General features: G+C 45.9%; 21 protein-coding genes. 11 read left to right on the top strand and 10 right to left on the bottom strand.

Annotated features, from left to right (window positions below; all coding sequences use genetic code 11):
• Positions 1 to 86 precede the first annotated feature (86 nt).
• From rpoD to rpsU, 4 genes are all read right to left on the bottom strand, one after another.
• On the bottom strand, positions 87 to 1,931 hold the full coding sequence (gene rpoD, locus AB6E52_RS20320; RefSeq protein ID WP_048614894.1) for an RNA polymerase sigma factor RpoD: 1,845 nt from the start codon (positions 1,929 to 1,931) through the stop codon (positions 87 to 89).
• 99 nt (positions 1,932 to 2,030) lie between these two features.
• Positions 2,031 to 3,782 (bottom strand): DNA primase, encoded by a 1,752-nt coding sequence (gene dnaG, locus AB6E52_RS20315; protein WP_017069474.1) that lies wholly within the window; start codon positions 3,780 to 3,782, stop codon positions 2,031 to 2,033.
• 119 nt (positions 3,783 to 3,901) lie between these two features.
• On the bottom strand, positions 3,902 to 4,345 hold the full coding sequence (locus tag AB6E52_RS20310; RefSeq protein WP_017069475.1) for a GatB/YqeY domain-containing protein: 444 nt from the start codon (positions 4,343 to 4,345) through the stop codon (positions 3,902 to 3,904).
• A 25-nt stretch (positions 4,346 to 4,370) separates the two neighbouring features.
• The gene (gene rpsU, locus AB6E52_RS20305) at positions 4,371 to 4,586 is read right to left on the bottom strand and encodes a 30S ribosomal protein S21 (protein WP_004396009.1); all 216 of its coding nucleotides are present in this window, start codon (positions 4,584 to 4,586) and stop codon (positions 4,371 to 4,373) included.
• Positions 4,587 to 4,844: 258 nt separating this feature from the next.
• Here rpsU and tsaD point away from each other — a divergent pair, with 258 nt between their 5' ends.
• Positions 4,845 to 5,861 carry a tRNA (adenosine(37)-N6)-threonylcarbamoyltransferase complex transferase subunit TsaD gene (tsaD, locus tag AB6E52_RS20300; RefSeq protein ID WP_017061410.1) on the top strand — a complete coding sequence of 339 codons (1,017 nt, stop codon included), beginning with the start codon at positions 4,845 to 4,847 and terminating at the stop codon, positions 5,859 to 5,861.
• Between the two features lie 106 nt (positions 5,862 to 5,967).
• The gene (locus tag AB6E52_RS20295) at positions 5,968 to 6,783 is read left to right on the top strand and encodes an alpha/beta fold hydrolase (protein ID WP_102321467.1); all 816 of its coding nucleotides are present in this window, start codon (positions 5,968 to 5,970) and stop codon (positions 6,781 to 6,783) included.
• 43 nt (positions 6,784 to 6,826) lie between these two features.
• On the opposite strand, the gene plsY is transcribed toward AB6E52_RS20295, so the two are convergent.
• Positions 6,827 to 7,423 carry a glycerol-3-phosphate 1-O-acyltransferase PlsY gene (gene plsY, locus AB6E52_RS20290; RefSeq protein WP_009847793.1) on the bottom strand — a complete coding sequence of 199 codons (597 nt, stop codon included), beginning with the start codon at positions 7,421 to 7,423 and terminating at the stop codon, positions 6,827 to 6,829.
• A 138-nt stretch (positions 7,424 to 7,561) separates the two neighbouring features.
• Between plsY and folB the strand changes: the two genes are divergently transcribed.
• Genes folB through AB6E52_RS20275 form a run of 3 tightly spaced genes read left to right on the top strand, consistent with a single transcriptional unit; the run spans position 7,562 to position 9,219 of the window.
• Positions 7,562 to 7,921, top strand: a complete 360-nt coding sequence (folB, locus tag AB6E52_RS20285) for a dihydroneopterin aldolase (RefSeq protein WP_102321466.1) — start codon at positions 7,562 to 7,564, stop codon at positions 7,919 to 7,921.
• Positions 7,918 to 8,400: a 2-amino-4-hydroxy-6-hydroxymethyldihydropteridine diphosphokinase gene (folK, locus tag AB6E52_RS20280; protein WP_017062921.1), complete on the top strand. Its 483-nt coding sequence runs from the start codon at positions 7,918 to 7,920 to the stop codon at positions 8,398 to 8,400. Before folB ends, folK begins: the two co-directional genes overlap by 4 nt.
• Positions 8,401 to 8,415: 15 nt before the next feature.
• Positions 8,416 to 9,219 (top strand): undecaprenyl-diphosphate phosphatase, encoded by an 804-nt coding sequence (locus AB6E52_RS20275; RefSeq protein ID WP_010434624.1) that lies wholly within the window; start codon positions 8,416 to 8,418, stop codon positions 9,217 to 9,219.
• A gap of 91 nt (positions 9,220 to 9,310) precedes the next feature.
• Here the strand turns inward: AB6E52_RS20275 and AB6E52_RS20270 are convergent, their stop codons facing one another.
• Positions 9,311 to 10,627 (bottom strand): multifunctional CCA addition/repair protein, encoded by a 1,317-nt coding sequence (locus AB6E52_RS20270; protein ID WP_102321465.1) that lies wholly within the window; start codon positions 10,625 to 10,627, stop codon positions 9,311 to 9,313.
• Between the two features lie 36 nt (positions 10,628 to 10,663).
• Here AB6E52_RS20270 and AB6E52_RS20265 point away from each other — a divergent pair, with 36 nt between their 5' ends.
• Positions 10,664 to 12,334, top strand: a complete 1,671-nt coding sequence (locus AB6E52_RS20265) for an ExeA family protein (RefSeq protein WP_198594333.1) — start codon at positions 10,664 to 10,666, stop codon at positions 12,332 to 12,334.
• Entirely contained in the window at positions 12,334 to 13,326 is a 993-nt protein-coding gene (locus AB6E52_RS20260; protein ID WP_102321463.1) for a general secretion pathway protein GspB, read from the top strand. Before AB6E52_RS20265 ends, AB6E52_RS20260 begins: the two co-directional genes overlap by 1 nt.
• Before the next feature lie 105 nt (positions 13,327 to 13,431).
• On the opposite strand, the gene AB6E52_RS20255 is transcribed toward AB6E52_RS20260, so the two are convergent.
• The 3 genes from AB6E52_RS20255 to AB6E52_RS20245 form a co-directional block, all read right to left on the bottom strand.
• Entirely contained in the window at positions 13,432 to 14,043 is a 612-nt protein-coding gene (locus tag AB6E52_RS20255; protein ID WP_017062917.1) for a TIGR04211 family SH3 domain-containing protein, read from the bottom strand.
• A 205-nt stretch (positions 14,044 to 14,248) separates the two neighbouring features.
• On the bottom strand, positions 14,249 to 15,511 hold the full coding sequence (locus tag AB6E52_RS20250; protein WP_017061418.1) for an inorganic phosphate transporter: 1,263 nt from the start codon (positions 15,509 to 15,511) through the stop codon (positions 14,249 to 14,251).
• A 128-nt stretch (positions 15,512 to 15,639) separates the two neighbouring features.
• Positions 15,640 to 16,320, bottom strand: coding sequence for a TIGR00153 family protein (locus AB6E52_RS20245; RefSeq protein WP_010434644.1), 681 nt, complete (start codon positions 16,318 to 16,320; stop codon positions 15,640 to 15,642).
• A 207-nt stretch (positions 16,321 to 16,527) separates the two neighbouring features.
• On the opposite strand from AB6E52_RS20245, the gene AB6E52_RS20240 reads away from it, so the two are divergent.
• Positions 16,528 to 18,045 carry an inorganic triphosphatase gene (locus tag AB6E52_RS20240; protein ID WP_102321462.1) on the top strand — a complete coding sequence of 506 codons (1,518 nt, stop codon included), beginning with the start codon at positions 16,528 to 16,530 and terminating at the stop codon, positions 18,043 to 18,045.
• Positions 18,046 to 18,096: 51 nt separating this feature from the next.
• Here AB6E52_RS20240 and AB6E52_RS20235 read toward each other — a convergent pair whose 3' ends face one another.
• Positions 18,097 to 18,846 (bottom strand): potassium channel family protein, encoded by a 750-nt coding sequence (locus AB6E52_RS20235; protein WP_102321461.1) that lies wholly within the window; start codon positions 18,844 to 18,846, stop codon positions 18,097 to 18,099.
• Between the two features lie 97 nt (positions 18,847 to 18,943).
• Here AB6E52_RS20235 and AB6E52_RS20230 point away from each other — a divergent pair, with 97 nt between their 5' ends.
• From AB6E52_RS20230 to hldE, 3 genes are all read left to right on the top strand, one after another.
• Positions 18,944 to 20,200: a methyl-accepting chemotaxis protein gene (locus AB6E52_RS20230; protein ID WP_102321460.1), complete on the top strand. Its 1,257-nt coding sequence runs from the start codon at positions 18,944 to 18,946 to the stop codon at positions 20,198 to 20,200.
• A gap of 225 nt (positions 20,201 to 20,425) precedes the next feature.
• Complete coding sequence (glnE, locus tag AB6E52_RS20225) at positions 20,426 to 23,275, top strand: bifunctional [glutamate--ammonia ligase]-adenylyl-L-tyrosine phosphorylase/[glutamate--ammonia-ligase] adenylyltransferase (protein ID WP_102321459.1); 2,850 nt, start codon at positions 20,426 to 20,428, stop codon at positions 23,273 to 23,275.
• A 121-nt stretch (positions 23,276 to 23,396) separates the two neighbouring features.
• Complete coding sequence (hldE, locus tag AB6E52_RS20220) at positions 23,397 to 24,827, top strand: bifunctional D-glycero-beta-D-manno-heptose-7-phosphate kinase/D-glycero-beta-D-manno-heptose 1-phosphate adenylyltransferase HldE (RefSeq protein ID WP_017069485.1); 1,431 nt, start codon at positions 23,397 to 23,399, stop codon at positions 24,825 to 24,827.
• Positions 24,828 to 24,959 lie beyond the last annotated feature (132 nt).

The raw sequence follows: 24,959 nt of genomic DNA, 5'->3' as shown, positions 1-24,959 counted from the left end.
CTTGTACGGTGGTGTGAGAGGACGGAGGCCGTGAGGCCTCCTCCTACTCGATTATGCTTAAAAGCTAACCACACCAAAGCGTGTGATTACTCGTCTAGGAAGCTACGCAGAGTTTCTGAGCGGCTTGGGTGACGAAGTTTACGCAGTGCTTTTGCTTCGATCTGACGGATACGTTCACGAGTTACGTCGAACTGCTTGCCCACTTCTTCAAGAGTGTGGTCAGTGTTCATGTCGATACCGAAACGCATACGCAGTACTTTAGCTTCACGAGGCGTTAGGCCAGCAAGAACGTCTTTAGTTGCGCCGCGTAGACTTGTTGCCGTTGCAGAGTCTAAAGGTAGTTCTAGCGTTGTATCCTCGATGAAATCACCTAGGTGCGAATCTTCGTCGTCACCGATTGGTGTCTCCATTGAGATTGGCTCTTTAGCGATTTTCAGTACTTTACGGATCTTGTCTTCAGGCATTTGCATGCGTTCAGCTAGCTCTTCCGGAAGTGGCTCACGACCCATCTCTTGTAGCATTTGACGAGAGATACGGTTTAGTTTGTTGATCGTTTCGATCATGTGAACCGGAATACGGATAGTACGAGCTTGGTCGGCAATCGAACGAGTGATTGCTTGACGAATCCACCAAGTAGCGTAAGTAGAGAACTTGTAACCACGACGGTATTCAAACTTATCTACGGCTTTCATCAGACCGATGTTACCTTCTTGGATTAGATCCAGGAATTGTAGACCACGGTTTGTGTACTTCTTAGCAATCGAGATTACTAGACGTAAGTTCGCTTCAACCATCTCTTTCTTCGCACGACGAGCTTTCGCTTCACCGATAGACATACGACGGCTGATATCTTTGATGCTTTGAACAGTAAGAGACGTTTCACGTTCGATCATATCCAGTTTTTGGATAGAGCGACGGATATCGTGCTCGTTACGTTTGATCTTTTCTGCGTATGGCTTGTCTGAAGCAAGAACTTCATCCAACCATGCTTCGCTAGATTCGTTGCCAGTAAATAGAGCAATGAAAGATTTCTTCGGCATTTTGCCGTACTCAACCGTTTGACGCATGATTAGGCGTTCTTGAGTACGTACGCGATCCATAGAGTTACGCAGTTCGTTTACTAGGTAATCAAACTGTTTTGGTGTTAGACGGAACTCTTTGAATACGTCTTGCATCATTGTTGTTGCAAGCATTGCTTTCGGGCTTTCATGGCCGTACTCGTTGATCGCTAGCTGACGGTTCTGGTAGCTAGTACGAAGCGCTGTGAACTTTTCAAGAGCAAGCTCAGGATCGATACCTGTATCTTCTTCTTCCTCTTCCTCGTCGTCTTCAGCGTCTTCTTTGTCTTCGTCTTCCAGATCAGTTTCAGCAAGCTCTGAACCGATGTGAGTCGCCGTTGGCGCAGCTGTGCCATCGTCGTCAGGGTCAACAAAGCCATTGATTAGGTCTGTTAAGCGAATCTCTTCTGCTTGTACGCGGTCAAATTGTTCCAAGATGTATGGAATAGTGCCTGGGTACTCAGCAACCGATAGTTGAACTGTATTGATACCATCTTCAATACGTTTCGCAATGTCGATTTCGCCTTCACGAGTCAGTAGTTCAACCGTACCCATTTCACGCATGTACATACGAACTGGGTCAGTAGTACGGCCAATCTCGCTTTCTACGCTTGAAAGCGCAGCAGCTGCAGCTTCGGCTGCATCTTCATCTATATTGGCATCGTCATCATTAAGTGCTAGATCATCAGCATCAGGTGCAGTTTCAACTACCTTGATACCCATGTCGTTGATCATTTGAATGATGTCTTCTACCTGTTCAGAATCCACGATTTCTGCAGGTAGGTGGTCGTTTACTTCGGCGTAGGTCAGATAGCCTTGTTCCTTGCCTTTAATAACAAGTAATTTAAGCTGTGACTGCGGATTTTGATCCATAGATGATATCCAACTTCAGGTCTGGTGAAGGACGTTGCATTCTCAAATGCAAACCAATTATGTTAACAAATTTATTAAATGCTGACTAATCAAACAGGGTTACGCTTTTAGATCTAGCATTAAAGCTAGTAGCTCCCTTTTTTCTTCGGCTGATAAACCGACGCTTCTTGCTTTGGCCTGCAGGTTTTCAATTTGTTTTTCAACGCACTGGGCAAGTATGTTGTCCAATGAGTCTAAAAATATGTCTTCTTGATTGTCTTCGTCGAGGGGGATTTCCCAGCTCGCGAGACGAGACAGAAGAGCCTCATGTTTATTGTGTCGCCAATGCTCTAATAATTGGCCTGTGTTGATATGGGGATGCGCGTGGCATTTATCAAGTACTTCGACGAATAAACTTAGCCCAGGCAACTGTAAGCCTTTGACACTTGATAAATCCGGTACCATATCAGCATAGCTCGGATTTTGGATAAGCAAAGCGATAACTTCACGCATAGGAGTGCGCTTGAGCTCTTTATGCGGTTGAGGTGTCGGGTTCTGTGTATGAACACGCGCACGTCGCAATTGGTTATCAAATCCAGTCCGCTCATCGAGCAGTTTTTCGAGCAGTTCTTGGAAGTAACTGTCAGGAATTTTGTTAATCAAGGCGCTGGCGTGTGCACGCAGTGCTGATTTCCCTTCGGTTGTTCCCAAGTTTAACTTGTGTATTTCAATCAGGTTATCGAACAAATAGGTCGAAAGCGGCGTCGCATTATGGACCAGTTGTTCAAAAGCGGCTTTGCCATGCTCTCTAATATAGCTATCTGGGTCTTCACCGTCGGGCAAGAACAGAAACTTAAGCGTGTTGCCGGTTTTCAGATACTCAAGTGCGTTTTCTAGTGCGCGCCATGCGGCCTCTTTACCTGCTCGGTCACCATCGTAACAACAAACCACAGTGCTGGTTTGACGGAACAACATTTGAACATGGTCGCCGGTTGTCGAGGTGCCCAGTGATGCTACTGAGTAATCGACACCATATTGCGCGAGTGCCACGACATCCATGTAACCTTCAACCACAAGTATTTGCGGCGGTTCACGGTAGGCTTGCAGCACTTCATAAAGGCCGTAAAGCTCTTTACCTTTATGGAAGATAGGCGTTTCTGGTGAGTTGAGGTATTTTGGTGTGCCGTCTTCTAATACACGACCACCAAAACCAATCACACGGCCACGACGATCACGAATTGGGAACATTACGCGTCCACGGAATCGGTCGTATCGGTTACCTTTATCGTTCTCAATTAGCATGCCGCCAGTCACGAGCATGTCTTGGGCTTCTTTCTGTTGGCCAAAGTTCTTACGAACTAAGTCCCACTCATCGGCCACATAACCAATACCAAACTTCTGGACGATCTCGCCCGAAAGGCCACGATTCTTTAGGTAATCAATCGCAGGTTTGTTGGCTGATATTTTCAGTTGAGAGCGGTAAAAATTACTGATGCCGCCCATCAAATCGTAGAGGTTACGTTTTTGTTCGCTGTTGGCTCTTGGTGCTGTTGATATCTCGCCGCTGCGCTGTTCTCTAGGAACGTCGAGGCCTAAGAAAGAGGCTAGCTCTTCAATAGCTTCAACAAAATCGAGGCGTTCGAACTCCATAATGAAGTCGATAGCATTACCGTGTACGCCACAACCAAAGCAGTGATAAAACTGTTTTTCTTGGCTTACGCTAAAAGAAGGGGTCTTTTCGTTGTGGAATGGGCAACAAGCACCATAGTTTTTGCCTTTTTTCTTAAGTTTCACGCGTGCGTCCACAATGTCGACAATGTCGAGACGCGCTAGGAGATCATCGATGAAACTACGCGGGATGTGTCCTGCCATAAAACCTTAGAAAAATGCACTAACTGAGAGTGTGGATAATAATAGTTTGAATAGGTTACAGATACAAACAAGCCGTGCGTTCCGAAGGATTGCACGGCTTGTTGCAATTTGATTTGGGATTAAGCGAGTTTAGAACGAACTAAACCACTAACTTTCCCCATATCTGCACGCCCTTGAATTTGTGGTTTCAAGATAGCCATTACTTTACCCATGTCTTGCATGCCCGCTGGTTGAGCTTCGGCGATTGCGCTATCAAGTAGTGCAATAACTTCTTCATCAGTTAGCGGTTGAGGCATAAAGCCTTCAAGTACCGTAATTTCTGCTTTTTCCACGTCAGCAAGATCTTGACGATTTGCTGATTCATATTGAGCAACAGAATCGCGACGTTGCTTAACCATTTTAACTAATACAGCAAGAATGTCGTCGTCGTTCAGAGTGATCCGTTCGTCAACTTCACGTTGCTTAATTGCTGAAAGAGCTAAGCGGATAGTGCCAAGGCGCGGTTTGTCCTTGGCTTTCATCGCTAATTTTTGCTCTTCTTTGAGTTGTTCAATAAGAGCCATAACTCAGTCCTTATGGATTAAGTTATTAGTACAGGCGAACGCGACGTGCGTTTTCGCGAGCTAGCTTCTTAGCGTGACGCTTTTGAGCTGCTGCTTTAGCGCGTTTGCGAACTGTAGTTGGCTTTTCGTAGTGCTCGCGACGGCGAACTTCAGAAAGGATACCTGCTTTTTCACAAGAGCGCTTGAAACGACGTAGTGCAACGTCGAACGGTTCGTTTTCACGTACTTTAACTATTGGCATATGCCTTTCACCTCAGGGGTTATTCATTATCGCTGGCTACTCAGTACCAAATCAGAGAAGTTACCCATCGAGCTAACTCTCTATTCGCGTTTGGCCATTAACCAGCTTGATCAAAAATGGTGCGGAATTTTAATCCGATCACAGTGGCTTTGTAAAGCACTTTGTCGATTATAGTCTGTACAATATTTGTTTGAAGAGCTTAGGCAGGGTAATATTGCGCTAATTTCCCATTTTAGACGAAAGCGTGCCGAGAAAATTATGCGCATTATTGGTATTGAAACCTCTTGTGATGAAACAGGAATCGCGATTTATGATGATGAGCAAGGGCTGCTTTCTCATCAATTATATAGCCAAGTAAAGCTGCACGCCGATTACGGTGGTGTGGTACCTGAGCTAGCTTCACGTGACCACGTGAAAAAAACAATTCCTCTTATTAAAGCGGCATTAGCTGAAGCGAACCTAACGTCGAAAGACATTGATGGTGTGGCTTACACGGCTGGCCCTGGTTTAGTGGGTGCACTGCTGGTTGGTGCAACGATTGGTCGCAGTATTGCTTATGCGTGGGGAGTGCCTGCAGTGCCTGTTCACCATATGGAAGGTCACCTTCTTGCGCCAATGCTAGAAGATAACCCACCACCATTCCCATTTGTGGCTCTGCTGGTTTCTGGCGGCCATACCATGATGGTAGAAGTGAAAGGTATTGGTGAATACCGAATCCTTGGTGAATCGATTGATGATGCAGCGGGTGAAGCGTTTGATAAAACCGCGAAACTGATGGGCTTAGATTACCCTGGTGGTCCACTGTTATCTCGTTTGGCGGAAAAAGGCACTCCGGGTCGTTTTAAGTTCCCGCGTCCAATGACCGATCGTCCGGGTCTAGATATGAGCTTTTCTGGTTTGAAGACGTTCGCAGCGAATACCATTCGCGATAACGATAATGATGACCAAACTCGTGCTGATATTGCTTACGCGTTTCAAGAAGCCGTTTGTGCAACCTTAGTAATCAAGTGCAAGCGTGCCTTGGTTGAAACGGGCATGAAACGTATAGTTATTGCTGGCGGTGTAAGTGCCAACAAACAACTGCGCGTTGAGCTTGAGGCGCTTGCTAAGAAAGTCGGTGGTGAGGTGTACTACCCTCGCACTGAGTTCTGTACAGATAACGGTGCGATGATCGCTTATGCGGGCATGCAGCGCCTAAAGAATGGCGAAACGGCTGATTTGTCTGTTCATGCCACACCGCGTTGGCCAATTGACCAACTAGAGCCAATTGCATAATTGACTATAGTGTTTCGATAAACGGTCGCCTTGTGCGGCCGTTTTTATATCCTAGCTTACCGACTGTATGTCGATAAATAATTGCTGATAGAGATTAGGGAAGAAGATGAACAAGTTCACAGTAGACAATCAATCGATGGCGTACCTAGATGAAGGTCAAGGCCCTGTTGTTGTACTCGGCCACAGCTATCTTTGGGATAGTGCAATGTGGAAGCCGCAGATCGAAGCGTTAAAAACTCAGTATCGCTGTATTGTTCCAGAGCTTTGGTCTCACGGTGAGTCTCAAGCTGCACCCGCTTCGATGCGTAACTTGAAAGATTACGCTCAGCACGTTTTGGCTCTGCTTGATCATTTAGCGATCGAAGAATTCTCAGTGGTTGGCTTATCGGTTGGCGGTATGTGGGGAACGGAGCTTGCCGAATTAGCACCTGCGCGAATTCAGTCACTGGTATTAATGGATACCTTTGTGGGTTTAGAGCCAGAGGTTGCTCACGCTAAGTACTTCAGCATGTTAGATACCATCACTCAAACCAAGACGGTTCCTCAGCCAATTGTTGAAGCGGTTGTTCCACTGTTCTTCGCTAATGATGCTCAAACCAACACGCCAACTTTAGTGGAAGGGTTTACTCAGCAGTTATCTGCTCTTGAGGGTGACAACGCTGAAGAAGTGGCACGAATTGGTCGAATGGTGTTTGGACGTCGCGATATGATTGAATCGGTAGAGAACTTTGCTCTGCCTGTTTTGATTGCTGTAGGACAAGAAGATAAACCACGTCCGGTACTTGAGTCATACCTAATGCACGATTGCATTACGGGCAGTGAATTAGTGGTGATTCCTGGCGCAGGTCATATTAGCTCGTTAGAGCAACCAGAGTTTGTGAACACAATGCTGAAGACGTTTTTAGATAAACATCTGCTATAAGCTTTAAATACTGAATATTATGGTTCGGCTTAGACGTGACAGTTTAAGCCGATTTTTTTTGTCCGAGTTTTGGTTCGCTGCCATCGAGTAGGCGGCGGATATTCTGGTGGTGACGCAACACGATCAAACAGCACAGCATGGCTACAGGCAGTGTGTATTGAGGTTTGACTAACCAAGCGTAGAAAGGGGCAAGTAGCACGGTGACTAGTGCCGCTAAAGAAGAGTAACGAAACAAAAACGCGACCACTAACCAAGTCGCCATGATCATTCCTGTTAGATCGAACCCTATTGGGGCGATGGCTCCGAGTGCGGTTGCGACGCCTTTACCACCTTTGAAGTGGAAGAAGATCGGATACATATGACCTAGACACGCCGCAATTGCCACAACCCCTAGAATGATTGGGTCGATCTTGAGGTAGTAGCCAAGCCAGACAGGGATAGTGCCTTTCAGCATGTCACATAGGAGGACGGCAGCAGCTGCGCCTTTACCGCCAACGCGCAGTACATTGGTGGCTCCTGGGTTATTGGAGCCAACTGTTCTTGGATCAGGAAGTCTTAAGACTCGGCATATCAAGACCGCACTAGAGATTGAACCTAGCAAATAGGCTGCAATGATCATGATTAGTGCCAATGGGGTCATGTCTTTCCTTAAACGGTTATAAGCCTAACGATGGGAAAATAATGCTCAATCCAAGAGTAATTGATATCATATCTCGAATTACGCAAATAATACGTTTTTTTCCCCTATATGGGTATCCGACCTCTAAAAGGACAAGTCATGGCACTGGATAAAGTTTTCATTGAACAGCTAGAAGTAATTACAACGATCGGTGTTTACGATTGGGAACAAGAGATTAAACAAAAACTTGTGCTTGATATTGAAATGGCTCATGACAACCGCCCAGCGGGTAAGAGTGATGATGTGGTTGATGCTTTGGATTACTCGACAGTGAGTACAGCCGTGCTTGACCACATTACGAATGGCCGATTCCTATTGGTTGAACGTGTGGCTGAAGAAGTTGCTGAATTGATCATGACTCAATTCTCTGTGCCGTGGATTAAAATCCGATTGGCTAAACCTGGCGCAGTGCCACAAGCAAAAGCCGTTGGTGTGATCATCGAACGAGGTCAAGCATGACAGTAGCCTATGTTGGTGTTGGCACGAACATAGACCGCGACAAGCATGCAAGGGTGGCATGGACAGAGCTTCAATCGTTAGGGACTAACCTTAAATGCTCTAAAATCTATCACTGTGAGCCCGTCGGTTTTAATAGCCATCCGTTTTATAACTTTGTGATAGAGCTCGACACGTCACTCTCATTGACTGAATTTTCACAGCAGCTGCGTAAAATTGAGTTTAAATGGGGTCGCTCTCAAGATGCGCACAAACTACAAGATCGAAAACTCGATCTTGATATTGTGCTGTTTGGAGAGGAGGTTTCTGAGTGTGAACCAGAATTACCACGCAGTGATATCTACAAATATCCTTTTGTAACACAGCCGCTTTATGATCTTTGTCCTGCGCGAGTGATCCCGCAAGACGGAAGAACCGTCAGTGAAATATGGCAGAAGATGCAGCAATTAGACTCGCTCTCTGTCGTAGATATAAAACTATAATTTTTAAGGTAAGTAATGAGTTATTTTGAAGCGTTTATATTGGCGTTGGTGCAAGGCTTTACAGAGTTTTTACCTATTTCCAGTTCTGCACACCTAATCCTTCCTTCAGCTGTTTTAGGCTGGGAAGATCAAGGTTTGGCTTTTGATGTCGCTGTCCACGTTGGTACTTTGGCAGCTGTTGTTATCTATTTCCGTAAAGAAGTGGTCTCTCTGTTGAGCGCATTCTTTGGTTCAGTGTTTAAAGGCGATCGTAGTAAAGAAGCGAAGTTAGCGTGGATGATCATTCTCGCGACGATTCCTGCGTGTATCTTTGGCTTGTTGATGAAAGATATTGTTGAGCTTTACTTACGCAGTGCGTGGGTGATCGCGACGACAACGATTATCTTTGGTCTATTGCTATGGTGGGTGGACAAGAACTCAAGCCTGCGCGATGACGAATACCAAGCGGGTTGGAAAAAGGCGCTGTTTATTGGTCTTGCTCAAGCAATGGCGATCATTCCGGGCACGTCTCGTTCTGGCGCAACCATTACCGCGGCGCTTTACCTTGGTTTCACACGTGAAGCGGCGGCTCGATTCTCTTTCTTGATGTCTATCCCAATCATCACTCTGGCTGGTGGTTATTTAGGTCTTAAGTTGGTGACAAGCGGTGATCCAATCCATGTTGGCACTTTGCTAACGGGCGTTGCGGTGTCTTTCATCAGTGCTTACATCTGTATCCACTTTTTCTTGAAGCTTATCTCTCGTATGGGCATGACACCGTTCGTTATCTACCGCCTGATTCTAGGTTGTGGTCTATTTGCTTTCTTGATGATGCAGTAACAGACACAGGCAACGGTCTCGCTGTAAGAATTGAAACAAAAGGCCCGCTTAACTGCGGGCTTTTTATACGTTTTAGGTAGAGCGGCGACGATTAACTGCTAGCGAGTTCTGATAGGGCGTTTTCAATTGCGATGGCTCTGCGTTTCTCTTGTTCTTCTCGAATATCTTTGCCTTTAAAACCATCGATAATGATCGCTTTTACTTCGACTTGAAGCGCCGCTTGGTAGGCGACTTCAAAGCGCGCTTTTTGAGGATAAGGCTGATCTTCTAATCCTTTTCGGCCTGCGTGGTCGGCCTGGCAGCAAAGTAGTATATCGTCGAACCTATCTGGCTTACGCCAAACATCGAACTTGTTGAGAACCTTGAGAAAGGTGGTTGGTTTGAGCTCGCCTGCGCGGTGGATATTAGAATGTTGCTCGCACACTAACAACGCAAGGTCTCTGAACTCATTGGGCACTCTCACTCGCTCACACAGTTTCTTGATTATCTTAACACCTGTGTGGCAGTGCATTTTATGGCTTGGCCATTCAGCTTGTGGTGTGACGCCTTTACCTAAGTCATGCACTTGAGCTGCAAAGCGTACCGGTAGCGATGGGCTTAATAGTGCGGCTTGCTGAGCAACCATCAGAGTGTGAATACCCGTGTCGATTTCAGGGTGCCATTTTTCAGGTTGAGGGACGCCAAATAGAGCGTCAATCTCAGGTAATACGACTGCCAATGCACCACACTCTTTCAATACAGAGAGGAACACTTCAGGGTGCGGTGTACTAAGAGACTTATGCCACTCTTGCCAAACTCGCTCTGCAGTAAGGTGTGCCAGTTCACCAGATTGGACGATCTCACTCATCATATCCATGGTTTCAGGTGCAACCGTGAAGTTAAGATGGTGAAGCTTGGCGGCGAAGCGAGCCACACGCAGTACACGAAGAGGGTCTTCAACAAAAGCGTCTGAAACGTGTCTTAAGATACGATCCGAGAGATCTTTCTGGCCATGATAAGGATCGTGAAGTTGGCCTTTATCATCTTGAGCTATAGCGTTGATGGTCAGATCTCGACGCATCAGGTCTTCTTCCAAACTCACGTCTGGCGCGAAGTAACATTCGAAGCCTGTGTAACCAGAGCCTGATTTTCTCTCAGTGCGAGCCAGTGCGTGCTCTTCTTTGGTTTTTGGGTGCAAGAATACCGGGAAATCTTTTCCCACAGCAGTAAAGCCAAGGTTTTCCATCTCTTGAGGGGTACTCCCTACCACGACCCAATCTCTATCATAACTATCAATATTGAGCAGCTTATCGCGCACTGCTCCACCGACTAGATAGCGTTGTAGCCCGTTGTCTTTTGGTAGGCTATCGTAAATTTGCAACTTATCACCTCGAAATGTTTTATCACTGCTGGACTTTACTGCAAGCAATGGTACTTTCCATTAATCGTAATTATAGGGCAGCACATGTATAAGGAATATTTTGGCTTCGTTGAGATGCCATTTTCGATTGTACCAAATTCTCGCTACTTGTTTTTGAGTCAGCGCCATCAAGAAGCGATGCAGAACCTACAAGCCGGTTTAGGCGAGGGTGGGGGCTTTGCGATGCTTACTGGTGAAGTCGGTACAGGAAAAACAACGGTCGCCAAAGCGATGTTGTCATCACTCGATAATCAGACTCAAGCTGGCCTTATACTTAACCCTACGTTTTCCAATACGGATTTACTGGAAGCTATCTGTGATGAGTTTGAGGTCGAGTACCCGGAACAAGCATCGTTGAAACAGCTGAGTCAGGCCATTCATCACTTCCTGCTCGATAGTCATGCTGAAGGTATTCAAACCCTATTGGTGATCGATGAAGCCCAACACCTCGCTGCCGATGTGTTGGAGCAGTTACGCCTTCTAACAAACTTGGAAACCGACAATCGTAAGCTGTTAAAAGTACTGTTGGTCGGCCAGCCGGAATTACAACAGCACTTACAAACCACGCAGCTACGTCAGCTAGCACAGCGCATTACTGGTCGTTATCACTTACTGCCTCTTAATACCGAAGAAACGGGCAAGTACATCGCGTTTCGTTTGGAGACGGCGGGTGGCGAGCAGATGTTGTTTTCGAACCGTTCTATCAAGCTGATTGCTCAATATACGCATGGTATTCCAAGGCTCATTAACTTGGTGTGTGATAAAGCACTGCAGTTGGCTTTTCATGACGGTGAGCAGCTACCGAGCAATGAAACGGTTAACCGAGCGTGTCAGCAGGTTATGTCCTTTCAGGCCGATGTGTATCACGTCGAGAAGGCTCTAACTTCTCGTGTCGCGCCTAAGTTATTCCAATACGCAGGGATTGCGACGTTAAGCGTTGGTCTTGCAATAGCGACCTTTAACTTCGCTCCAAGCTATATCAATGCTTGGTTGCCTACGGATGCATCAAATGGAGCAAAGACGGAAGTGTCTGCACAGGCTCAGCGCTCTTTGGTGGCGAATGAACCTCAGTTGGTTGCTGAGCCAAAACCTTCCAAGTTTGCTTTGCCACAAGATATTCAACAGCACTTGATGCAGGGAACCAATCGTTCTCTCGCTATCAAGGACTTGTATACGCTCTGGGGGTATCAGTCTTCACTGCGTGATGGCTTGTGCTTAAGTGAGCCGCAAAGTGTCTTTGTGTGCGAGCAACAACAGTCAAATTTGGATACATTGTTAGAGCTTGGCGTACCCGTGGTCCTTAATCTGGATATCGATCAAGAACCAGTGTTTGCTGTGCTTTATGGTGCGTCTGAGGAGTCTGTCGAGCTCCTCGTTAACGAAAAGCTCTTGGTGATGCCGAAGCAATCCTTAGAGCAAATCTGGCAAGGCGATTACGTCGCTATTTGGAAGCAGCCGCTGCGAGAGACCCTTAAAGAGGGCTATCAAGGTGAAGCGGTTGCTTTGCTTGATCTACTGCTTTCTGAAGTATTAGGAGAGGTTGTTTCCGGTAATGATGTATTTGATTATGAGTTAAAAATGAAAATCGAAGCATTTCAAACGTGGCAAGGTATGTCTGTTGATGGCATTGCAGGTAAGCGCACCTTAGCAAGATTGCAGAGATTAGCTCAACTCGATTCGCCTAAGCTGATGTCACTAGAAGGGGGCGAAAGCTAATGTCACGTATTATGCACGAACTTAAACAGCCGTCTCACAAGCCATCTTCTATTAATCAGCACTCTCTTAGCAAACCAAGCTTCAAAGGCTACCAGAATCATCATGTTCCTAATTCTGCAAAAGGGATGAGCAACAAGCGAGGTTCATCGTTAGCGATGGGGCTACTCTTAATCTTGGTTCCTTCTTTGTTGGTGGGTGGCGTCTTGGCTTATCAATCGTATATCCAACAACAAGAAGCCGTGAACCAAGCTGCCAATGTCGCTCTGCCAGAATTTAAAACTGAATCAGACATTGAGCCTGAAATTGCGGATGCTGATATAGCAAGCATGGATGCCGTGTCTGAGGAAGAAGATGCCTTGTTCACCGTTCGCCCTGCACCGGCGAGCCAACCGTTGAAAGCATTGCCACGCCAAGAGATGTATGCACAGATTGATTCTGGCGCTAATCGTGCAAACACCGCTGGTGGCTCAGCAGTGATCTTCGCTAATGCTGATAACAACACTCAAATGACAGCCAGTTCTGAATCGTCATCCGTTCAGCCAGGCGCGAGTGATGAAACGACTGCTCTGCAATCAAGCACTGATCAGCAATCAAATAGTGACTTACAATCGGACAGTGATCTGCTGCAAGGGCTAGACCTCAGTGAGTTGCCACCTGATTTGGCATTGAAGCTTGAATCCATTATGGAGGAGCAACAAAGCACTCCTGAGCCGATGGACTCTAGACCCGCAGGGCAAAGAGGCTCTCAGGTTATTGAGTTGGAAACGCACACCAATAGCTTATCAGGAGTCCTTCCTAAGTTAGACCTACAAACTCATATGTACTCGAGCAGCGAGACCAAACGTTGGGTAAAAGTGAACGGCCAAGAAGTGGCGCAAGGAGATTGGATTGGACAAGACATTCAATTACTAGAGATTAAGCCACAATCAGTGATCATAGAGTTCAATCAACAGAAGATAGAAATCCCGGCTCTGTACGAGTGGAAAGGTTAGCGATTTCTATACGTATTTAGATAACAGACAAATAAAAAGGAGCACCTCGGTGCTCCTTTTTGATATTCGATACTGAATTTACTGTACCTGATACAAGCGTTAAGTCTACGCCCAACCGTTTGGTGATTTTCTGCGACGAGGCATGATGTGTGGCAGAACAAGGCCTAGAAGTAGACCAATACCCGCAACACCACCACCGTACATGAAGTACTTCAATAGTAGGTCGTCTTTTTGAGTGTCTAGCTTAGCGCGCAGTTCACGGTTCTCTGTTTGAGAACTCGTTAGCTGTTGGCTAATTTCACTGTAGTTCTGTTCTAGTTCAGCAATCTGCTTGTTACGAGAATCTAGAGAGCTTGCTAGGCCAGCTTTTTCGCTGTCAGCACTCTGACGAGCATTCGCTAGCTTGCCTTTAACTTCCGTCAGCTCTTTCTCTAGCTTAGGCATACGCAGTGCCATGCTTTCTTGAGTGCTTACAAACTTGCTTTCAACCCAACCTTTACGGCCACGGTTGTCTTGAATTTGGGTGTAACCCGTACTCTTGTTAGTTTGTAGGAATGTAATCTTTTCACCAGCATCAACACTACCGATGATACGGAATGTGTTGTTTGGGCCAGAATGCATATAAGTAAATAGTTTGTCAGCAATATAACGGTCTTGTGCAAAGGCAGCTGGAGCCGCAAGCATTGCGAACAAAACTAAGCTAATCAGTTTTTTCACAGTAAATCCCTTAACGATTCAAATTGGGTAGGCGTATGAGTCAGCCTCAATCAGCAAATAATATTTAGTTTCTTTATGCGGTGCAACAAAGAAGGGAGGCAAAGCCTCCCTTTCTGTGCGTTTGAGTCAATAATGACATGGCATTTACATATCGTTACTGAAGCTCACACTGTTCTGACGCTAGTATTCACTAACGCAGTCGCGATTACATAGTAAACGCAGCTTGAATTCCGTAGAAGAACACAACAGCAAGTAGAGCACCTGCAGGTAGTGTCACAATCCAAGAAGCCACGATATTACGTACAACGCCTAAGTTTAGTGCTGCGATACCACGAGCAAAACCAACACCTAAAACAGCACCAACGAGTGTTTGTGTAGTAGAGATTGGAAGGCCAGTACCTGAAGCTAGTACAACCGTACATGCAGTTGCAAGTTGTGCAGCAAAGCCACGGCTTGGTGTTAGTTCTGTAATACCAGTACCAACGGTTGCCATTACTTTATGACCCATTGTTGCAAGACCAACAACGATACCGAATCCACCTAGAGGAAGAATCCACCATGCGATAGTACTCTTACCTGTGATTTCACCCATGTGCTCAACGGTTGATACAACAGCAGACAGTGGACCAATCGCGTTCGCAACGTCGTTTGAACCGTGTGCAAATGCCATCGCACAAGCTGTGATAACCATGAGTACAGAGAAGATGCCTTCAACACCTGCAAAGCCGTGGTCTTCTTCGCGGTTAGCGAATTTCTTCTGGATGTATAGGTAACCGCCGATCATTACAAGCGCAGAAACGCCAGCAGCCCAAACCCATGCTTCAGTGTTGCTTAGGTGAAGACCAACGTGCTTAAGGCCTTTCTTGATGGTTACAAGTGCAATTACCATTGTTGTAATGAACATGTATACCGGTACAAAGCGTTTCGCGTTAAATAGCGGGTTCTCTGTATCAAAAATCAGTCGTTGAGCACTTACAAATATGACGTAAGCGAAGAAGCCGGAAATAACGGGTGTGATAATCCAACTACCCACAATACCTTGAACACTGTTCCAGTCTACAGCTTCAGTACCTACAGAAATACACGCAAAACCGATGATTGCACCGATGATTGAGTGAGTCGTAGAAACCGGCCAGCCCATGTAAGAAGCGAGAAGTAGCCATGTACCAGCAGCAAGAAGTGCTGACATCATGCCGTACACAAGTACATCTGGTTGATGAGCGAATAGAGACGTTTCGATAACACCTTTACGGATCGTGTCTGTTACTTCGCCGCCCGCAAGGTAAGCACCTGCGAATTCAAAGATCATTGCGATAATGATCGCTTGTTTAACGGTTAAAGCTTTAGAGCCTACTGAGGTGCCCATTGCGTTCGCAACGTCATTTGCACCAATACCAATAGCCATCAAGAAACCGAAAGCTGCTGCAACAATAATCAGGACAGTGCCGTAGTTAGCAAGGATATCCATCGTAATACCTAGTTGTTTGATAACAAGCGGAACAAATTTAGACGCAAAAAACCGCTCAGCGAGAGGAATACTCAGCGCATAAGTGGTTTGTTCAAAAAATGCTCTTTGTTATATGGTTAACGTATGATTTAAGATCGAGAAAGCATTACTTCAAGACGAGCGCCTACACGCTGTGCTTGATCTGCAATACCACCAACCCATTCAAGAATTTTGTATAAGAACATGATATCAACTGGATTCAGATCGCCTTCAATTGCCATTAGTTGTTGGCGTAGTTCGATCTGCATCGCATCCGTGTCATCTTCAATTACATCTAATTGATGAATCATTTCGGCAACGAGTGTTACTTCACGGCCTTTAAAGCCAGTCTCAAGTAATTCGTCTAATTCATTGATTACGTTTTGTGCTTGATTCGCTGCATCTAGACAACGTTTAACGTAAGCGATGAAGTTTTCTTGCATAGGAGCAGGAATGACAAGTTGACGACCATATACACGGCCAGCAATGTCTTTCGCTAGGTTTGCGAGTTTGTCTTGTTGCGTTAATAGCTCCAACATATCGGTGCGATCAACTGGCATAAACAAACCACGAGGAAGTTTAAGGCGAATTTCACGTTTTAGTACGTCAGCTTCTTTCTCAAGGTGAGAAATTTGAGCTCGAATTTCTGATGCTTTTTCCCAGTCACCTTTTGAAGAAACTTCAAAGAAATTAACTAGGTGAGAACAACATTCGTTCACGCATACTACGTGACGCTGCAAAGGTTTAATTGGGGACTTTGCAAATAACCCCATAATTGTATTTACTGGCATGGTCATCCAACCTAATAAATAATAACCTTAAAACAACATACACCATATTCATGGTGAAATGTTAAGCGATGGCTACAAAGTCGCGCATGTTAACCTAATCAATCTCTCATTAAAACTGTTTTAGATCATCATAAGGGCGATATTTCTGACTTGCCGACTTTTCAAATTGGCAATATCCTGTCCCTATCTTCACAGAAAGGTATAACTATGGAAACCGAGATAGAACTGAAGTTTTTTGTTTCTCCTGAATTTTCAGAGACTTTACGCAATAAAATTGCTGAAACTAAAGTACTTCAGCACAGTTGTCGTGAGCTAGGTAACATCTACTTTGACACCGCTGACAACTGGCTACGTAAGCACGATACAGGCTTACGCATTCGACGCTTTGATGACGTATTTGTACAAACTGTAAAGACTGCTGGTCGTGTGGTTGCTGGCCTGCATCAAAGGCCTGAATACAATGCAGAACACGACAGCAACGAACCTAAGCTAGCCCTGCACCCAGAGGATATCTGGCCAACAGGTAAAGACATCGAAACGTTGCAAGCTGAGCTGACTCCTCTGTTCTCTACCAACTTCACGCGTGAGCAGTGGTTGATTGGTATGCCTGATGGTAGCCAAGTCGAGGTCGCATTCGATCAAGGCTTTGTTGAATCAGGCGACCTGCAAGAACCGATTTGCGAAGTCGAATTGGAACTTAAATCCGGTCAAACGGATGCGCTATTTACATTGTCTCGCCAATTCTGCGAACAAGGTGGCATGCGTTTGGGTAACCTAAGTAAAGCAGCTAAGGGTTACCGTCTTGCTCAAGGTTATCAAGGAGATGAAGTTACTCCTTTGACCTTAGTTGATACTGACAAAAGTGATACCGTTGAATCGTGTTTTATTCAATCTTTAGAGCATGCTCTCGCTCATTGGCATTATCACGAGCAGATTTTCACAGAGCGTCAATCGATTGAAGCTTTGCATGAGATCAGTCACTCGCTGAGTTTTATTCGCCAAACTTTCACTATCTATGGCGGCATTGTCCCTAGACGAGCAAGTGCGATTTTACGTCAAGAGTTGAAGTGGCTTGAGCAAGAGCTCGACTGGCTGAAAAGCTATGATCACTTCGAAGACTTGCTGGAAGATAAAGGCCATGTACTACGTAAACTCGATGCGCGTAAGTTCTTAGTCGCTGAGCTTAAAGAGATGCAAGAGCAACTGCCAGATCGTGAAGATCTGCTTACCTTGCTGAGTTCTGCTCGATACACTGGGTTATTATTAGATCTGAGCCGTTGGATCTTGTCTCGTGGCTGGCAACCTTTCTTAGATGAAAAAGCACGTGAGCAAATGGCTCGTGGTATCGAATGGTTTTCCGTGCAGCAACTCGATCGCACATGGGCCGATTTGATGGAAGCTTTCCCGCCAGAGCGAGTGATGACTAGCCAAGCGTATATTGATCAGCAATACCGTTTGATGCGTAATCTGTATTCTGGCGTTGGTTTCGCGAGTTTGTATGATGACGATGAACGAAACAGCTTCCGCTTGCCATGGGCCGATATGGTGCAAGGCATTGATGACTTGCTGGCACTTAAAACATTAGAGCCTTTGACTGAGAAGCTGGAAGGCGATGAGAAGCTTCAGCTAGAGCGTTGGTTAGCTCGTCAAGAAGTGTCCATTCTGCATGCGATGGAACAGACACGCCAAATCAGTGTTGAGGTTGAGCCATACTGGCAAGACTAAACTCGATACCTGTATCAATAGAAGTATGAATTTGAAAATAGGGCTCGGGCCCTATTTTTTTGTTTGTTGCTCAAGTTTTTCGAGTCGCTCTAAGATTTTCTGTTGCTGCTCGATGATCTTCTCAAGGTGTTTCTCTTTGTTTTCCGCTCGTTGATTCTCATGATGAGTTGGGGAGGTGATCAAAGAAGTAATCAAGCCTGAAATCATACCAAACACACCGACACCACAGATGATCACCATTGAAGCCACTAACTGACCGGAAGTTGTCACTGGGTAATGGTCGCCATAACCCACAGTACTGATGGTCACAAACGCCCACCATAAAGCATCATGACCTGTAGTGATGTTGGCGTTCGGATCTTTGTGTTCCAATAGCAGGATCGTGCCAGCACCGATAGTCAGTAAGATCACCAAAAGCAGAATGATGGAAGCGAAAGTGGTCTCTTTCCTATTACGAAATAACTCTCTGAAAATACGTTTACTTGAACGCAGAACTAAGATGACTCGCAGAATTTGAAAAATACGGGCGAAACGAAGAGGCTCGATCATTGGGATACTTGCTAAGAAATCGATCCAGTGTACTTTTAGAAATTCTTTTTTGTTTTGTGATCTAAATAGATCAATTGTGAGCTGAAAAAGAAAAACACTACAGATTATAAAATCGAGGCCGATAAGGACTTGTTTCGATTCTTTATCGATCGGTACGAACAATAAGCCTGAGATCACAAATAACGCTAAGAAAGAGAGAATCAGTGACAATAAGCTCATCGGCTTGGTGGCGTCTTTGGTATTATTCAACATTCATACGAGGCTCAAAATAAATCGCGAACTTTGACTGACATAGCCAACTCGCGGATATAGAAGCCATCAATATATAAGAATTAATGGAGAACTGACAATGACTAAACTGTCATTCAAGCCGTGGGAAAGGGTAATCTCTGACGTTCGTCTCGTTCCAAAAATGGTCATGTTGATGATATTCAGCACTATCTTGATCATTTCGAAGCAGCTATGGGACGCAAGTACGTTTTACGATTCATTGCTTGCTGTAACGAACAATGCGCAAGTCGCACAACAGCATTACGAGACTTACCTAGTTCAAGTGGCTTGGCAAACAGCCTTGATGATCATTGTGTTTGTGGTTCTTCTGTTAGCAGCGGCGCGCGTTATGCTGCGCCAGACTCAATACCTTAATGACGCCATTAAAACCATGGCAGATAAGAACTTTTCAGTGCCGATTCAAATGGACTGTAAAGATGAATACGGCGATGTGGCACGCGAACTTGAAAAAACTCGCGTCCAACTGAACGACATGATCAAAACTCAGGTGGCCTCTTCTGATGAGCTGTTTGCTCTGACGGAAGTGATGACCATCAGCATGTCTGAAACCAAGGAGTCAGCTCAAGAAGAGTTCAACGAGATCGATCAACTGGCAACAGCAATGAGTGAGATGACGTCGACGGTGCAAACTGTCGCTGAGCATGCGCAAAGCGCTTCGTCATTGACTGAACAGGCATCAGGCCAAGCTCTTACTGGTCAGAAGTTCGTTCAAGGATCAGTGTCTAAGATGAGTGAGCTATCTTCAGATATCGCAGCATCTGCAGCAGCGGTAAACCAAGTAGAAGAACGCGTTGACTCAATTGGCAGTGTGGTTGGTACTATCCAAGGCATTTCAGAACAGACAAACCTACTAGCATTGAACGCTGCAATTGAAGCGGCACGTGCCGGTGAAGCGGGTCGTGGTTTTGCGGTTGTTGCTGATGAGGTTCGTAACCTTGCACAGCGCACTCAGCAAGCGACGGTAGAGATTCAAGACATGATCAGTCATCTACAAAGCAGCGCTAACTCTGCGGTAGAACTGATGGAGAAGAGTGTTGTTGAAGCGGCTGAAGGTGTTGATCTGGTGACTAACGCGGGAAGTGAGCTTGACGGCATTGTAAGCCAAGTCAATCAAATCAATGATATGAACTTCCAGATCGCGACCGCTGCAGGCCAACAGAGCAGTGTTGCTGAAGAGATGAGCGTCAACCTGACCAATGTACGCGAGCTTGTTGAAGCTTCAGTTGTGGTGGTTGGTGAACTGCTCGAGACCTCTCAGCTTATGGAAAGTAACGCGCAAGAACTCGACGGTAAGATTAAGCAATTTAAGGTTTAGTCCTCAGCACCCAATCTTCATCCGTCAAAGGCTAATTCCCAGAGACTGTTTCTCGGTTGTAAGCTCAACCAGATAAGTTAATCGATAAAACGCCCACATTGCTAATGTGGGCGTTTTTTATTGGCGTAACTTTGGTATAACTTATCTTTAGTTATGAAAACTCGTTATTGAAGAACTGAATCGATAAACCGATTGTTCGGCGCGCAGCTTATACAAGGAAGAAACATGCCATTGCCTTCTCAACTCATCACTCACTCCCAGTCTGCTTTTGAGCAATTATTAGAGCATCAAAGTGAAGCCATCAATACTTGGTCTGAGCCACTGACTGAAGATCTTAAACGTGTACTCGGTTTAAGCTGTTTTGTTGGAGATTGCCTACAGCGTGATACGGTTTTATGCGGTGACTTACCTGATATGTTGGCATACGAAGAACGTGCTGAAGGATACCGAGAACGCTTGGCTGAATTACTTTCTGGTTGCACCGATGAAATGAGCGGTCAGCGCGTGCTGCGTCAATTCCGAAATCGAGAAATGACCTACATTGCTTGGCGTGATTTTATGGGTTCGTGGGAGCTAGAGCAGAGCCTAAATCATCTATCGATGTTGGCTGAGGCGATGATCTTCGAAACCTACCAATGGCAGTACGATATTTGTTGTAAAGAGTGGGGCACACCTTGTAATGAACAAGGCGAAGCACAGCCGATGTTGATCATTGGTATGGGCAAGCTAGGGGGCGGTGAGCTTAACTTCTCTTCCGATATCGATCTGATCTTCACCTACCCAGAGAATGGTGAAACCCAAGGTGCAAGACGCAGCATTGCCAATGCGCAGTTCTTTACACGTCTCGGGCAACGTATTATTAAGGCGCTTGATCAGCAAACCTTCGATGGATTCTGTTATCGAGTAGACATGCGCCTGCGTCCATTCGGTGAGAGTGGTCCACTGGTCATGAGTTACGCTGCGCTAGAAGATTACTATCAAGAACAAGGTCGCGATTGGGAACGCTACGCTATGGTCAAAGCGCGTGTGATGGGCAGTGAGATGTACCCTGAGTATCAAGAGCTTCGCCAAATGCTACGCCCGTTTGTGTTCCGCCGTTATATTGATTTTAGTGCGATTCAATCTCTGCGCCGAATGAAGTCTATGATCAGCAGCGAAGTGCGTCGTCGTGGTCTCTCGAACAACATCAAGCTTGGCTCTGGTGGTATTCGTGAAGTTGAGTTTATCGCACAAGTCTTCCAATTGATTCGTGGTGGACGCGAGCCTAGCTTACGCGGTCGAGGGTTACTCGAAACCTTAAGTGCGATTGAATCCCTTCATCTGCTAGAGTCTGAAGAGGTGGGGCACCTACGTGAAGCTTATCTGTTTTTGCGTCGCCTTGAGAACCTGTTACAAGCCATGGCTGATAAGCAAACTCAAACCTTACCTGACGGTGAATTCGAACAACTGCAGCTTGCGGTTGCCATGCAATTTTCCGATTGGGATAGCTTGATTGTGGCAACTCGCGCCCATATGGCGAATGTACATACCGTGTTCGAAGACCTAATTGGCGTTGATGAAGATGACGCTAATCCGATCGCGAGCCACTTTAGCGAGTTGTGGGATATGGCCCATAAACCCGATGTAATTGAGCACGTGTTGGAACACGACATTGCGGTCGCGAGCCCGCCTGATGCGGCGAAAACGATCATTCAGTTTAAAGCCGATTTGGCTAAAAAGACTCTTGGCCCTCGTGGGCGGGAAGTCCTCAATCGACTGATGCCGAAAGTGTTTCAAGCGCTGTACACCGCTAAGGATGCCGAGTTTGGTTTGTCGCGAGTACTGCATCTGCTGCATAAAATCGTTACGCGTACCACTTACCTTGAACTACTAGATGAACACCCTGCCGCGTTGACTCAGCTAGTTCGCCTGTGTACGGCAAGCCCGATGATTTCGGAGCAGTTGGGTCGTTATCCAATTCTGTTAGATGAACTTATCGACCCTCAGCAACTCTACAATCCCGTGCCTTTAGAGTCTTACAAGACCGAGTTGCGTGATTATCTAGCCCGTATCCCTGAAGATGATATGGAGCAACAGATGGAAGGTCTGCGTCAGTTTAAGCAGACCTGTATATTGAGAATTGCAGCCGCGGATATTGCGGGTGCTCTACCTGTCATGAAGGTCAGTGATCACCTGACCTACTTAGCAGAAGCCATTGTGGAGGCGGGGGTCAATCAAGCTTGGTTACAAGTATCCGCCAAGTTTGGTGAACCGACCCATGTTAAAGATCGCGAAGGTCGCGGTTTTGCTGTCGTTGGTTATGGCAAAGTCGGTGGTTGGGAGCTTGGTTATAACTCCGATCTTGATATCGTGTTCATGCACGACTGCCCGGTACACATCTATACTGATGGAAAGAAAGAGATCGATGGACGCCAATTCTACTTAAGATTAGCGCAGCGTATTATTCATATTTTCTCGACCAGAACTGCTTCTGGCATTTTGTACGAAGTCGATACTCGCCTACGCCCTTCTGGTGCATCTGGTCTATTGGTGAGTCCAACCGATGCCTTTGACGAGTATCAGCACAATGACGCGTGGACATGGGAGCACCAGGCCCTCACTCGTGCTCGTATGATTTACGGTGATGACTTATTGGTATCTGCGTTTAACAAAACTAGGCATGAGGTTTTGTGCTTGCCACGAGATGAGGCAACACTCAAAAAGTCAGTTGTGGATATGCGTGAAAAAATGCGTGGCCATTTAGGCGGTAAAAAAGCCGATCGATTCATGCTTAAACAAGATGCGGGCGGTATTACTGATATTGAGTTCTTGGCGCAATACTTAGTGCTGAGATACAGCAACGAGAAACCTAAGCTTACTCGTTGGTGTGACAATGTGAGAATCTTTGAAAGCTTGTTGTCGCAAGGGATAATGGACGAGCAACAAGGTATGGCATTGACCAATGCGTACACCACATTAAGGGATGAAATCCACCACCGTAATCTACTTAACCTTGATGCGGATGTGGCGATTGAAAAGTTCGAAATGGAAAGAGAACATGTTGTTCAGGCATGGAAGCAGTGGATGGAAGCATAATTCAGTCATAGCGTAGCGAGTGCTATGTTTATCTTGATAGGCTTTTACTCATTTATCTGTAGTTTAGCCACTGTAATCAGTGTGCTAGACTCTAGCCAGATTCGATTTTTGGAGCTCAACAATGAAACCAATTCTACCTGACTACAGCCAATCAGGTGTTCTTATTGTCGGTGACGTAATGCTTGACCGTTACTGGTATGGCCCAACTGGCCGTATTTCACCAGAAGCACCAGTCCCCGTTGTGAAAGTAGAAAATAACGAAGAGCGTCCTGGTGGTGCTGCCAACGTAGCAATGAACATTGCCTCTCTTGGTGGGCATGCTCATGTTGTTGGTTTGACTGGTAAAGATGAGCCTGCTGAGGTGTTGAAAAGCACTTTAGGTGCTCTGAAGGTTAAGTGTGATTTCGTTGAGTTAGAAGACTATCCAACCATCACCAAACTACGAGTGATGAGCCGTGGTCAGCAGTTGATTCGCTTGGATTTTGAAGACAAATTCGAAAACACCAACCCAGAGCTTATTCTGTCTCGCATGGAGCAAGCCCTACCAAATGTACGTTCGGTTATCTTGTCAGATTATGCGAAAGGTGCATTAGAGCATGTACAGAGCTTCATTCAAAAAGCACGCGCAGCCAATGTTCCTGTATTCATCGATCCCAAAGGCGCGGATTTAGAGCGCTACCGTGGTGCGACATTACTTACACCAAACATGGCAGAGTTTGAGCTGGTTGCAGGTAAAGTGAAATCAGAAGAAGATCTTATCGAGAAGGGTATTGCCTTGATCGAGAAGTATGACTTTGAAGCTCTATTGGTGACTCGCAGTGAAAATGGTATGACTTTATTACGTAAAGGTCAGGCACCATTCCACTTGCCAACCCAAGCGAAAGAAGTGTACGACGTAACTGGTGCTGGTGATACGGTTATCTCAGTACTGGCTGCGTCTGTTGCAGCTGGTAAGCCATTGGATGAGGCGTGTGCATTAGCGAACGCTGCAGCTGGTGTCGTTGTTGGTAAGCTAGGTACGTCAACGTTATCCACGATAGAGCTAGCTGAAGCGATTCACGGCAGTCAAGACACAGACTACGGTGTGATCTCAGAAGCGGCACTGGTTGAAGCGGTGAAGCGTGCTCGTGCGAAAGGCGAGAAGGTAGTTATGACCAATGGCTGCTTTGATATTCTACATGCTGGTCATGTTTCTTACATGAATCACGCGGCTGAGCTGGGCGATCGTTTGATCGTTGCGGTAAATACCGATGAATCAGTGAAACGCTTGAAAGGCCCTGGTCGCCCTGTGAACCCAACTGATCGTCGTATGGCGGTATTGGCTGGCTTAGGTGCAGTTGATTGGGTTGTGCCATTCTCTGAAGATACCCCTCAACGTTTAATCTCTGAGGTATTGCCAAGCATTCTTGTGAAAGGTGGTGATTACAAGCCTGAAGAGATTGCTGGTGGTGCGGAAGTGATTGCTGCTGGTGGTGAAGTGAAAGTACTTAACTTTGAAGATGGTTGCTCTACCACTGAAATCATTAAAGCGATTAAAGGTGGTCGAGGCTAGTTTTTAGTTTTTGGCGTTAAGCTTTTAGTTAGGCAGTAAATCTCGCTTTAATCGATAATAAAAATGCCGCTCAATGAGTAATGCCGTTCACTTAAGAGTGAACGGCATTTTTGTTCTTAGCATACCGTTGTG

Origin of the sequence: Vibrio sp. 10N.247.311.13 (assembly GCF_041467595.1) — a bacterium.
GTDB classification, from domain to species: Bacteria; Pseudomonadota; Gammaproteobacteria; order Enterobacterales; family Vibrionaceae; genus Vibrio; species Vibrio crassostreae_C.
The sequence above is the reverse complement of the archived record's forward strand: the minus strand, read 5'-3'. Positions and strand labels throughout refer to the sequence as shown.